Raw genomic sequence first — 11,596 nt, 5'->3', positions numbered from 1 at the left:
ATTATAGAATGCGCACCGGCCGGTCCGCCGCCCGTCTTATTCCTACTTCGCCCCGCTACCCTGTGTCTGCTCGCCGCTTCGCCCTGATTCCCTGTGCCGGTACCGGCAGCCGCGCCGGCGGCCACGTCGCCAAGCAATACCAGACCGTGGCCGGCCGCCCGATGATCTGGCACGCGCTGGCCGCCTTTTCCGCCTGTGAGCGCATCAGCGCCACCGCGCTGGTGCTGGCGCCGGACGATATGCCGCTGGAATCGCGCTTCGGCGCCGAGGCGTTCGCGGGGCTGCGCTTCGATACCGCCTTCGTGGGCGGCGACACGCGCCACGCCTCGGTGCTGGCCGGCCTGCATCACCTGGCCCAGCTCGGCGCCACGGACAGCGACTGGGTGCTCGTGCACGATGCCGCCCGCCCAGGGCTGACGCCGGCCATGATCGACACGCTGATCCGCGCCGTGGAGGCCGACGACGAGGCCGATGCGGCCATCGGCGGCATTCTGGCGGTGCCGGTGCCCGATACGCTCAAGCGGGCGGACGAAGGCACCCAGGTTGGCGTGCGGATTGGCGCCACCGTGCCGCGCGAAGGGCTCTGGCAGGCCCAGACCCCGCAGATGTTCCGCGTAGGCGTGTTGCGCCAGGCGTTGCAGGAGGCGCTGGCCGCCGGCGCCGTGGTCACCGACGAGGCGAGCGCCATCGAGCGCCTGGGCCTGCATCCGCGCCTGGTCAACGGCTCGCTGCGCAATTTCAAGGTCACCTACCCCGAGGATTTCGCGCTGGCGGACATCCTGCTCGCGCCGGCAGCCCCGCTGGCTGACCGTTAAGCATTTTTCAGAGGAGTCGCATTGAATCCGTTCGATATCCGCATTGGCCAGGGCTATGACGTGCACGCCCTGGTGCCGGGCCGCAAGCTGATCCTGGGTGGCGTGGACATTCCGCATGACCGCGGCCTGCTCGGCCATTCCGATGCCGACGCGCTGCTGCACGCCGTGACCGACGCGCTGTTCGGTGCCGCCGCATTGGGCGACATCGGCCGGCATTTTCCCGACACGGATCCGAATTTCGCCGGTGCCGACAGTCGCGTGCTGTTGCGCGAGGCGGCCCGGCGGGTGCGCGAGGCCGGTTACGAGATCGGCAACGTGGATGCCACGGTCATCGCACAAAAGCCAAAACTGGCGCCGCATATCGGCGGCATGGTGGCGAATCTCGCGGAAGATCTCGGCCTGCCCGTCACGCGTTGCAACGTGAAGGCGAAGACCAATGAGAAGCTGGGGTTCGAAGGGCGCGAGGAGGGCATCGTCGCGCAGGCCGCGGTGCTGATCTACCGCAAGGCTGGCGACGTCCAGGATTGAAGCAACTGCGCGATCAGACAGTCAGACCGGGGGTGGCGACGGTAGCGGCGCTTCCTCGGGCAGGATCGCGAAGGTGTAGTCGTTCAGGCGCGCCATGGCGCCGCTGCGTGCGCCGGCTTCGGTCCGTTTCTGGAAGCCCATCTGCTGGCACAGTTTGTTGGCGGAGGCCATCTCGGGCATGGTCCGCACCACCAGCGCACTGGCGCCGATATCGCGCGCCCGCTGGATGCAGATCTGCATCAGCCGATGTCCCAGCCCCTGGCCACGCGCCTGCGGGCTGACCGACAGCAGCCGTGCCTCGGGCTGCGTAAGCGTCACGGTGCTGTCGTCCAGCGCGGGCAGCGTGGCGCCCGGATGGCAGAACAGCACGGCACCGCTGATGCCGTGGTCGCTCTCGGCGACCCACCATTCCATGTCGGGATTGTCCTTTGCGGCCAGCACGGACTGCATGCCGCGCTGGAACGATGCGCGGCAATCTTCCATGATCGCAAGCTCATACTGCCCATAGGCTTGCTGCGTGACCGCTGCGATGTCGCCCCAGTCGTACGCCGCCGCCAGGCGGAAGCGAAAACGGGGGGAGGTATGCGAAGGCAAGGTACTCATGGCCTCTGTATCCGTGTCCTTGCGTGGATTGTAGGCCGGTCGCGGCACAAGTGCATGGTTCCCGATCGCCCGTTTGCGTGTCAGACAACATGCCGCCCAGCGTATTGACATCGTCTTGACATCAGGCTTTCGCGCTGGGGCGAAAAAAAACCTGCCGCCCCTTGCGGTGGCGGCAGGTTTTCCTGACCAGGCGGGCAATGCCTGCCCGGCAAGCCTTATTCTGCGGCGATCACGTTGGCGGCAGCCCCGATCACGGCGGCGATGCGGCCGACGTCGCGCAGTTGCTGCGCGCTCATGCCTTGCTCGGTCTTCAGCAACTGATAGTGCGACTTCACGCAGAAGTGGCACTTGCCGATGATCGACGCGGCCAGTGCGTACATCTCGAAGCGGCGCTTGTCCACGCCACCATGGGTAGCGTAGGCGTTCATGCGCAGTCCGGCGGGCTGGCTCGACAGGTCCGGGTCCTCGGCCATCTCGATGTACGGATACCAGACATTGTTCATGCCCATCAGCGCGGCAGCCGTCTGTGCAGCGGTGACTTCCTCCGGCGACAGCACGTTCGCATTGCGGATGGCATCGACGATGATCTTGCTCTTGGCGGCGAAGGCGGCGGCGAGTGCCACGCCCACGGCGTCATTGCCTTCCAGCGACGAGCGCGCGATCGTGCCATCCACATTCAGGCGGATGTCCTTCGCGTAGTCGGGAATGAGGTTCTTAATCGTGCTGAGGAATTCCATTTATTTCTCCTATCGTCCAGGGCTCAAAAAACCCGCATTTGCGGGCTTTGACGCGGAAGCGCCGTATTGGCCACTTCCGCGCGCGCCGGTCCGCCCGGGGAGGGCGGTTGGCAGGTCAAACAAATTACAGCGTGGCGCCGCCGACAGCGCGGTTGCACGGGCACAGCTCGTCCGTTTGCAGGCCGTCCAGAATACGCAGGACTTCGTCCGGGCTACGGCCGACGTTCAGGTTGTTCACCGACACGTGTTGGATCACGTTGTCCGGATCGACGATGAACGTAGCGCGCAGGGCCACGCCGGCAGCCTTGTCACGCACGCCCAGCTGGTCCACCAGCGAGCCGGTCACGTCGGCGAATTGCCACTGGTTCAGCTTGTTCAGGTCCTTGTGTTCGCGGCGCCATGCCAGCTTCACGAACTCGTTATCGGTCGAGCCGCCCAGCACGATCGCGTCGCGATCGGCGAAGTCGTCGTTCAGCTTGGCGAAGGCGACGATTTCGGTCGGGCACACGAAGGTGAAGTCCTTCGGGTAGAAGTAGATGATCTTCCACTTGCCTTCGAACGACTTCTCGGTGATGTCTTCGAAAGCCGACTGGCCATTCTCTTCGTGGTTGTTGAAACCCGGCTTCACGCCAACGATTTGGAACGATTCGATCTTGTCACCAACGGTCTTCATCAACTTCTCCTGATACGGTTGAACAGAGTAACGCACGCGACACGCCGGGCGGGGTGGGGCAGCACGAGGCTGCAGAACGCCACGATACGGCATCGCAACAAAGCCAGATTATGACCTGTCCGATACGCGCAGGGCCAATTGATTGTCTCAAAGAGACCGATAGGCATCGGCCTTTCCCTGCACGGCGCGCGCCAAAGACGAACGCTGAGTATGCCATGTGCGGACGCACATGACGAAAGCCGCTACAAAAGTTTCATCTTGTGGCGGCGATCGGGTCGGGGCCGTATCAGGCCATGCGTATCAGGCGGTGCGCAGGGCGCCCTGCAGGCGGCGGGTGCGGAAGATGACCAGCGTGGCCACCAGACCGCAGGCGGCGGCGAACGTCAGCCACAGGCCCGGCGCGGCCTTGTTGCCGGTTTCGTGGATCAGGTAGGTGGCGATGGCGGGCGTGAAGCCGCCGAACAGCGCCGTGGCCAGGCTGTAGGCGAGCGAGAAGCCCGCCGTGCGCACCGCCGGCGGCATGATCTCGGCCAGCGTGACGACCATCGCGCCGTTGTAGCTGCCGTACAGGAAGGAGAGCCACAGCTCCACCATCAGCAGGCGGCCGAAGGACGGCTCGGCCACCAGCCAGGACACGGCCGGGTAGGCGGTCAGCAGGGTGGCGATGGTGAAGATCACCAGCAGCGGCTTGCGTCCCACGCGGTCGGAGACGGCGCCCATCAGCGGCAGCCAGATGAAGTTGGAAAGGCCGACGCACATCGTCACGATGAGGTTGTCCACGTCGCCGAGCTTGAGCACGGTCTTGCCGAAGGTGGGCGTGTAGGCGGTGATCATGTAGAACGACACCGTGGTCATCACCACCATCATGCAGCCCGCGAGGATGATGCCCCAGTTGTCGAGCATCGAGCGGTAGATCTCGCGCATGGTGGGCTGGTGCTTGCGGGTGCGGAAGGCTTCCGTCTCCTCCAGCGAGCGGCGGATCATGAACAGGAATGGCACGATCAGGCAGCCGATCAGGAACGGCACGCGCCAGCCCCAGCTATCCATCTGTTCCGGCGCCAGCGTGGCGTGCAGGATCACACCCATTAGCCCGGCAAAGATCACCGCCACCTGCTGGCTGGCCGACTGCCACGCCACGTAGAAGCCTTTCTGGCCCGGCTTGGCGATCTCGGACAGGTAGACCGAGACCCCGCCCAGCTCCACGCCGGCCGAGAACCCTTGCAGCAGCCGGCCCGCCAGCACCAGCAGCGGCGCGGCCACCCCGATCGAGGCATAGCCGGGCACCAGCGCAATCAGCAGCGTGCCCATCGCCATCAGGATCAGCGTGAGAATCAGGCCCTTGCGGCGGCCATGGTGGTCGATATAGGCGCCGAGAATGATGGCGCCGAGCGGACGCATCAGGAAGCCGGCGCCGAAGGTGGCCAGCGAGAGCATCAGCGAGGCGAATTCGTTACCGCTGGGGAAGAACGTACGGGCGATGGCGGCGGCGTAGAAGCCGTACACCATGAAATCGTACATTTCGAGGAAGTTGCCGCTGACGACGCGGAACACGGTACGGGCGCCGTGCTGGGAAGCCGGCGCGGAGGCGGTGCTGGACATGGCTGTCTCTCGGTCAGCGCCGGTGCGGCCGGCGACATGTTGTGGGATCGCAATGGCCGCCAGTGTGCGCCGCGGGGCTGTCAATGCCCTGTCAACCGCCTTTCAATCTGCTATCAAATGCTGTCGAAAACCTGTCAGTGCCCGCGCGGGGTGGCGCCTCATGCGCGCCGGAAGCAGGCGCGCACCACCAGCCCGGACTTGGGTGGCGGCCGATTGGCGAGCACCAGCCGCCCGCCGTTGCGCTGGAGGATGCGGTTGACGATGGACATGCCCAGCCCTGCGCCCTTGGCCTCGCTGCGCGCGCTGTCGAGCCGGTAGAACGGCCGGGTCAGCAGGGAGAGCTGGGCGTCGGGCACGCCCGGGCCGTTGTCGGCCACGGTCAGCACGGCGTCCTTGTCATCGAGCCGGGTAGAGATCTCGACCTCGGCCATGCCGCTTTCCTCGTCCTTGGCGTAGCGGCGCGCGTTCTCGACCAGGTTGTCCAGGATGCGCTGGATCTCCATGCGATTGGCCACCGCCATGACCGGGCCGTTGGCGCGCACGTGCACGCGCACGTCGTCGTGCGCGGCATAGACGCCCACGGCGTCCTGGACCAGCGCGGAGAGATCCACCGGCTCCACCATTTCCTGGCCGGGCCGGGCGTAGTTGAGGAACTGGCCGATGATGGCGTCCATCTGCTCGATGTCGGCGATCATGGCGTCGCGCGTGATGTTGTCCACCGGCGACATCTCGGTCTCGAGCCGCAGCCGGGTGAGCGGGGTGCGCAGGTCGTGGGAGATGCCGGCCAGCATGACCACGCGGTCGTCGTCGAGCTGGCGCAGGTCGCGCACCATCTGGTTGAAGCTGCGGTTAGCCTGGGCTACCTCGCTGGCGCCATGCTCGCGCAGCGGCGGCGGGTCGCCGCCCGTGCCGATCTGGCGCGCCGCGTTGGCCAGCCGCTTGAGCGGGTAGTTCACACGTGCCGTGATAAAGGCCGCGCCGATGATCGACAGCAGCAGCGCGGCGATACTCCACCACAGCCACTGGATGCCCGGCACGCGCTCGAAGCGCTCCGGGCTGATGGCGACCCAGTAATCGTCCCCCTCGATCTCGAAGCTGACCCACACGCCCGGAATGTCATTGACGGTGGTGGCGAGCACGGTGTCCTCGCCCAGCCGCCCGCGAATCTCCTGCTGCACCAGCTGGGTCAGGAACGGGTTGGCCGTGGGCGCGGCGAAGTCGTCGTCCTTCTCGCGCGGATAGACCTTGATGCCTTCGTTCTGCACGAGGTCGAGCAGCAGGAAGCGCCGCCGCGCCGGGTCGGAATAGAGCAGGGCCGCGCGCGTGAGCTTGACCACGCTGACCACCTGCATGGCGATCTGCTGGGCGCGCGGTGCGCGTTCGAAGAGCCGGTAGCTCTGGAACCAGATACCCAGCGAGATCGCCAGCAACAGGGCGATCAGCATGAAGGTGCGCCAGAACAGCGAACCAAAGAACCGCGTTGCGGTACGGCCGAGAGCGGTCGCCACGATGCTGACTGCGGACGAACCGGGACTACTTCACGCCATCGGGAATGAAGACGTAGCCCAGGCCCCAGACCGTCTGGATGAAGCGGGGGTTGCCCGGGTCCGGTTCGATGAGCTTGCGCAGGCGCGAGATCTGCACGTCCAGGCTGCGGTCGAACACTTCGTATTCGCGGCCGCGGGCCATTTCCATGAGCTTCTCGCGCGAGAGCGGCTGGCGCGGATGCCGCGCGAACACCTTGAGCACCGAGAATTCGCCCGTGGTGAGCGTGATTTCCTCGTCGTTCTTGGTCAGCGTGCGGGTGGCCAGGTTCAGCACGAAATCGCCGAAGGCGAAGGTTTCGGGCGTCTCGGACGGGGCGCCCGGTACCTCGGCGGGGCCCTTGCGGCGCAGCACGGCGTGAATGCGCGCGATCAGCTCGCGCGGGTTGAAGGGCTTGGGCAGGTAGTCATCGGCGCCCATTTCCAGGCCGACGATGCGATCGACGTCCTCGCCCTTGGCGGTCAGCATGATGATCGGGGTCTGATCGTTGGCACCGCGCAGGCGGCGGCAGATGGACAGGCCATCCTCGCCCGGCATCATCAGGTCCAGCACCAGCAGGTCAAACCGCTCGCGCAGCCAGAGCTTGTTCATGGCGGTGGCGTTTTCCGCCACCAGTACCGTGAACCCCTGCTCGCCAAGGTAGCGGCGCAGCAGGTCGCGCAATCGCGGGTCGTCGTCCACGACGAGAATCTTGTGGCTGGTATTTTCCATGGCGGTATCTTAGCGACTTACGCTTTCGCTCAAAATGGCTTAACAAAACGTTACATACTTTACCCTGTGGTATGGCGGCGTGCATCTTTTGTGCAATTACACTCCGCAAACCGTAGCCTGACGCCGATTTGGCGCGACGGGCATTCACGGTGACCAAGGGGCGTCCCATCTCTCTGACGAAGGCGTTGGCATAGTGCCTGCGTCGTCCTCCACGCGGATGTGCGACCACGGTCAAGACCGCCATTATCCAATGAAAGTGAAGCAAAACCGGCACGGACAAACCCTGCAACGCACGGCGTGCGTGCGGGCGGCTTGCCATGCCGGCGCGGCCATGCTCATCGTACTGCTGCCGGCGCTCGCGCAGGCGCAGTCGGCGGGCATGGCCCAGTTACTCCGCCCTGCCCAGCCGGGCCACGCCAGCGGTGGCGCACCTACCCCCGCCGTGCCGGGCAAGCCGGGCGGCGGTGAGCGCCTGGACCAGCGCGAGGCCCGCACCCGTGCCGAAAAGTACCGCACGGAGCGCGACATGGCCGACCGCGCCGGCCGCCAGGGCCCACCGGGCGGGCATCCCAAACTCTCGCCCGACGAGCGCAAGACGCTGCGCAAGAATCTCCAGGATCTCGGCCGCGAGATGTACGAAGGCGGCTGACCGCCCTCCCTATCAGTCCTGCGGTCGGAAATGTCGCAGGAAATCCACGAATACCTCGGCCGCCAGCTGCGCATCTTCCACGGTGATGGTTTCCAGCGGGTTGTGGCTGATGCCGCCATTGCCGCAGCGCACGAACAGCATCGCCACGTCAGTCATGCGTTGCATCATCATCGCGTCATGCCCGGCGCCGGACGGCAGCTCGAACGCCTCCAGCCCGCGCTTGCGCAGCACCGCGCCGAACTGATCCATCAGCCAGCGCGCGCACGGCGCGTTGTTCACCGGCGTCACTCGTTCGACGGTGGCGGTCAGGCCACGGCGCGCCGCGATCCGCTCGATGCCCATCACGATGTCGGTGATGGCGGCTTCGCGGATGCCGTCCTCGCCGGCGCGGATGTCCATCGAGAACACGCACGCGGCCGGAATCACATTGCTGGAGCCGTTCGGCACCTGAAGCTGGCCCACCGTGCCGACCAGCGTCGGCACCTGCGCGCAGCGCGACTCCACCAGCAGGATCATCTCGGCGGCGCCGGTGGCGGCGTCGCGCCGCATGTCCATCGGCGTGGTGCCGGCGTGGCTGGCCAGCCCCTCCACCCGCACCTGGAAGCGGCTGCTGCCTGCGATCTGCGTGACGATGCCGAGCGCCAGGTCGCGGTTCAGCAGCACCGGGCCCTGTTCGATATGCACTTCGACGAACCCTGCCAGCGTGGCCGGATCGACCGCCGCGGCGCGCAGGGCGTCCAGGCTGCCGGCGCCGGGCAGGCCGGACTGGGCCAGCGCCTCGCGCATGGTCACCCCGTCCGGGTCCGCGCGGTCCAGCAGGGCCGGGTCGAAGCGGCCCGCCAGCACGCTGCTGGCCAGGAAGCTGGTCTTGAAGCGCAGCCCTTCCTCCTCGGCGAAGCCGACGATCTCGAAGTGATACGGCAGCCGGATGCCCGCCGCATGGAGTGCGCCCACCACCGCAATCGGCAGCAGGATGCCCAGCCGCCCGTCATACCGCCCGCCGTTGCGCACGGTGTCGAAATGAGAGCCGGTCATCAGCACCTTCGGCGCAGCCACGGCCGGATCGGCGGCATACCGCCCAATCACATTGCCGATGGCGTCCACGCGCACCGCCATGCCGGCTTCCTCCATCCACTGCACCAGTTGCGCCTGTGCCCGGCGATGCGCCGGCGTAAGGAACGCGCAGGTCAGCCCGTCCTCCATGTCGGAGTGGGCGGCGAGCGCGGCGGCGCGGTCGAGGATGGATTGGCCGAGCGAGGCGAGTACGGTAGTCATGGTGCGGATCGGGGTCGGGTCGGGATCAGTTCGGTTCGGTTCGGTTCGATGGCGGTCAGCGGTTGCGCAGCCAGGTCTTCCAGGCGATCCACAGCATGCGCATCGGCGTCAGGGCGATGCGCTGCGTCAGCACCTGGAACTGGCTGGCCTCGATCTCGTCGAGCTGGGCATGGGAGATGGCGGCCATCACCAGCGCGGCGCGCTGGGCGCGGCGGTCCTGGCGCGGCAGTAGCGCCAGCGCCTCGCGGTACAGCGTGCGGGCCACCTCGGCCTGCTCGCGCATCAGGGCCACGAAGCGTTCGGAGTAGCGCGATTGCAGGATGTCGGCCGCTGGTACCTCGTGGCGCTGGAGCGTGTCCACCGGCAGGTAGATGCGGCCCTGGCGGGCATCCTCGCCCACATCACGGACGATGGTCGCGCGCTGCATCGACAGGCCCAGTTGGCGGGCGAAGTCCAGCGTGCGCGGATCGGAAAACCCCAGCACCCGGGCCGACAGCACACCCATGGCACCGCCCGCGCACTGGCAGTAGCGTTTCAAACCGGCTTCGTCGAGGTAGCGGGTCTGGGTCAGATCCATTTCCATGCCGTCCAGCATTTCAGAAAATTCGGATTGCGGCAGGCCGCACGGCGCAATATGGGGCTGCAGGGCCTGCGTGACCGGATGTGACGGCTGACCGTCATAGAGGCGGCGCAGTTCGCCGCGCCACCAGTCCAGCCGCTGGTGGGCTACGCCGGCGTCGTGGCTCTCGTCGATGATGGCCTCCAGCTCGCGGCGGAAGGCGTACAGCGCCGTGATGGCGCGGCGGCGTTCGGTCGGGAGGAACAGGAAGCTGTAATAGGGGAGGGAGCCGCCCGGGGCGGCCTTGTCCTGGCAATACTGATCGGGCGTCACGCCAATCTCTTTTTAATGCGGTCTGTGGGGCGATACGGACCGGCGCAGCGGGTCCGCGAAAGCGGCAAATTGTAACATCGCCCCCCGTCCACCCCGTGTCCGCCATTCGCGCCAAGTTTCGGCCCATTCGTCGCCCGGCGTTTGACGCACTCGGAGCCGCTCGTTATATTACTGACCGGCCAGTTATTAATTCCCCGGCAGGCACCCGCAGAAGGGTCCGCCGCGAGACGCTTTCCCCAATTGGCTGTTCCCCCGCACTCTCCAGCTTGTTCCGACGTTCCACCGACTCAAGACGCTTAACCCATGCCAGTGCCTTATGCCAGGCCGGATGTTGCGGCCGCCGACGTTGATGTTTCCCTGATGCCCGCCCGGCCCCGCCGGACGCCGATGGTCGCCCTGCTGACCGTGGCGACGCTGGCGATCCTGGCCGGGCTGTCCGGCTGCGGGAAGAAGGCGGAGCCGGTGGAGGCCGTGCGGCCCGTGCGGCTGCTGCAATTGCATTCGGGTGCCGGGAAGACCGCATTCGAGTTTTCGGGCGAGGTACGGCCGCGCGTGGAGTCGCGCCTGGGCTTCCGGGTGCCCGGCAAGATTTCGGCCCGTCTGGTGGACGTAGGCGCCAGCGTCAGGAAGGGCCAGCCGCTGGCCCGCCTCGACCCGACCGACTTGGCGCTGGCCGAAGCCTCCGCGCGTGCCCAGTTCGATGCCGCCAAGACCGACCGCGATCTGGCCGACTCCGACCTGAAGCGCTACAAGGAGCTGGCCGCCAAGAATTTCATCAGTGCCGCCGAGCTGCACCGGCGCCAGGCCACCTACGATTCCGCCGCCTCGCGGCTGGAGCAGGCGCAGGCCAATTTCCGCAACCAGAGCAACCAGACCGGCTACGCCGTGCTCGCCGCCGATGCGGACGGCGTGGTGACGGCCGTCGATGCCGAGGTCGGCCAGGTGGTCACGGCGGGGCAGTCGGTGATCCGCGTGGCGCAGATCGCCGAGAAGGAGGTCGCCATCGGCCTCCCCGAGGATCAGGTGGACATGTTGCGCGGCATCTCCGACGTCACCGTGCGCACCTGGGCCGAGCCGGACCGCGCGCTGCCGGGCCGCGTGCGCGAGATCTCGGGCGCCGCCGATCCGGTCACCCGCACCTACCCGACGCGCGTCAGCGTGCCCAATCCGCCCGCCGACCTGCGCTTCGGCATGACCGCCGTGGTCACCTTTACCCGCACCGGCGAGTCCGCCGCCATCCGCATCCCGCTGACCGCGCTGCTGCAGGACCGCGGCACCAATCAGGTGTGGATCTACCAGGGCGCGGCCAATGGCGGCACGGGCACGGTCAAGCCGGTGCCGGTGACGCTGGGCGACCCGCAGGGCAATGAAATCGAGGTGCGCCAGGGGCTGGCGCCGGGCCAGACCATCGTCACGGCCGGCGTGCACCTGCTGCAGCCGGGCCAGAAGGTCAAGCCGATGCAGAGCGCCACATCCGCCCAGCCTGCCCAGTCCGCCCAGCCGGCCCAGCCGGCCCAGCCGGCCCAGCCGGCCTCCAATCCGGGCGCCGCCGCCGGCAGCAAGGGCTGA

Annotated in this window: 12 protein-coding genes; 4 read left to right on the top strand and 8 right to left on the bottom strand. The window is 67.0% G+C overall.

Going from position 1 to position 11,596, the window contains the following annotated elements:
• The first annotated feature begins 62 nt into the window (after positions 1 to 62).
• Both ispD and ispF read left to right on the top strand, forming a co-directional pair.
• Positions 63 to 815, top strand: a complete 753-nt coding sequence (gene ispD, locus AC1DP9_RS04450) for a 2-C-methyl-D-erythritol 4-phosphate cytidylyltransferase (protein ID WP_143093869.1) — start codon at positions 63 to 65, stop codon at positions 813 to 815.
• Positions 816 to 836: 21 nt separating this feature from the next.
• Positions 837 to 1,343: a 2-C-methyl-D-erythritol 2,4-cyclodiphosphate synthase gene (gene ispF, locus AC1DP9_RS04445; RefSeq protein WP_092292957.1), complete on the top strand. Its 507-nt coding sequence runs from the start codon at positions 837 to 839 to the stop codon at positions 1,341 to 1,343.
• Between the two features lie 21 nt (positions 1,344 to 1,364).
• On the opposite strand, the gene AC1DP9_RS04440 is transcribed toward ispF, so the two are convergent.
• From AC1DP9_RS04440 to ompR, 6 genes are all read right to left on the bottom strand, one after another.
• Positions 1,365 to 1,946, bottom strand: a complete 582-nt coding sequence (locus AC1DP9_RS04440; protein ID WP_092292959.1) for a GNAT family N-acetyltransferase — start codon at positions 1,944 to 1,946, stop codon at positions 1,365 to 1,367.
• Between the two features lie 215 nt (positions 1,947 to 2,161).
• A complete protein-coding gene (locus AC1DP9_RS04435) occupies positions 2,162 to 2,683 on the bottom strand; it encodes a carboxymuconolactone decarboxylase family protein (RefSeq protein WP_092292961.1) in 522 nt (173 codons plus the stop codon).
• Between the two features lie 124 nt (positions 2,684 to 2,807).
• On the bottom strand, positions 2,808 to 3,356 hold the full coding sequence (locus AC1DP9_RS04430; RefSeq protein ID WP_092292963.1) for a peroxiredoxin: 549 nt from the start codon (positions 3,354 to 3,356) through the stop codon (positions 2,808 to 2,810).
• A gap of 300 nt (positions 3,357 to 3,656) precedes the next feature.
• Entirely contained in the window at positions 3,657 to 4,955 is a 1,299-nt protein-coding gene (gene tcuC / locus AC1DP9_RS04425; RefSeq protein WP_477106725.1) for a tricarballylate/proton symporter TcuC, read from the bottom strand.
• A 158-nt stretch (positions 4,956 to 5,113) separates the two neighbouring features.
• The gene (locus AC1DP9_RS04420) at positions 5,114 to 6,463 is read right to left on the bottom strand and encodes an ATP-binding protein (RefSeq protein ID WP_092292967.1); all 1,350 of its coding nucleotides are present in this window, start codon (positions 6,461 to 6,463) and stop codon (positions 5,114 to 5,116) included.
• Between the two features lie 25 nt (positions 6,464 to 6,488).
• Positions 6,489 to 7,211, bottom strand: coding sequence for an osmolarity response regulator transcription factor OmpR (gene ompR, locus AC1DP9_RS04415; RefSeq protein WP_006576352.1), 723 nt, complete (start codon positions 7,209 to 7,211; stop codon positions 6,489 to 6,491).
• 331 nt (positions 7,212 to 7,542) lie between these two features.
• On the opposite strand from ompR, the gene AC1DP9_RS04410 reads away from it, so the two are divergent.
• Entirely contained in the window at positions 7,543 to 7,860 is a 318-nt protein-coding gene (locus tag AC1DP9_RS04410; RefSeq protein WP_441591137.1) for a hypothetical protein, read from the top strand.
• A gap of 12 nt (positions 7,861 to 7,872) precedes the next feature.
• On the opposite strand, the gene AC1DP9_RS04405 is transcribed toward AC1DP9_RS04410, so the two are convergent.
• Positions 7,873 to 9,135, bottom strand: coding sequence for a Zn-dependent hydrolase (locus tag AC1DP9_RS04405; RefSeq protein ID WP_092292971.1), 1,263 nt, complete (start codon positions 9,133 to 9,135; stop codon positions 7,873 to 7,875).
• 55 nt (positions 9,136 to 9,190) lie between these two features.
• Positions 9,191 to 10,027 (bottom strand): presqualene diphosphate synthase HpnD, encoded by an 837-nt coding sequence (gene hpnD / locus AC1DP9_RS04400; RefSeq protein ID WP_441644420.1) that lies wholly within the window; start codon positions 10,025 to 10,027, stop codon positions 9,191 to 9,193.
• A 303-nt stretch (positions 10,028 to 10,330) separates the two neighbouring features.
• On the opposite strand from hpnD, the gene AC1DP9_RS04395 reads away from it, so the two are divergent.
• Positions 10,331 to 11,596: an efflux RND transporter periplasmic adaptor subunit gene (locus AC1DP9_RS04395; protein WP_477106724.1), complete on the top strand. Its 1,266-nt coding sequence runs from the start codon at positions 10,331 to 10,333 to the stop codon at positions 11,594 to 11,596.

Source organism: Cupriavidus sp. 01L43 (assembly GCF_056399925.1).
This window is presented reverse-complemented; position numbering and strand designations above follow the sequence as displayed.

Coding starts and splice junctions, on each gene's coding strand:
- AC1DP9_RS04405 (WP_092292971.1), bottom strand. CDS start 9,135: ATGACTACCGTACTCGCCTCGCTCGGCCAATCCATCCTCGACCGCGCC.
- AC1DP9_RS04410 (WP_441591137.1), top strand. CDS start 7,543: ATGCTCATCGTACTGCTGCCGGCGCTCGCGCAGGCGCAGTCGGCGGGC.
- AC1DP9_RS04440 (WP_092292959.1), bottom strand. CDS start 1,946: ATGAGTACCTTGCCTTCGCATACCTCCCCCCGTTTTCGCTTCCGCCTG.
- AC1DP9_RS04395 (WP_477106724.1), top strand. CDS start 10,331: ATGCCAGTGCCTTATGCCAGGCCGGATGTTGCGGCCGCCGACGTTGAT.
- ompR (WP_006576352.1), bottom strand. CDS start 7,211: ATGGAAAATACCAGCCACAAGATTCTCGTCGTGGACGACGACCCGCGA.
- AC1DP9_RS04435 (WP_092292961.1), bottom strand. CDS start 2,683: ATGGAATTCCTCAGCACGATTAAGAACCTCATTCCCGACTACGCGAAG.
- tcuC (WP_477106725.1), bottom strand. CDS start 4,955: ATGTCCAGCACCGCCTCCGCGCCGGCTTCCCAGCACGGCGCCCGTACC.
- AC1DP9_RS04430 (WP_092292963.1), bottom strand. CDS start 3,356: ATGAAGACCGTTGGTGACAAGATCGAATCGTTCCAAATCGTTGGCGTG.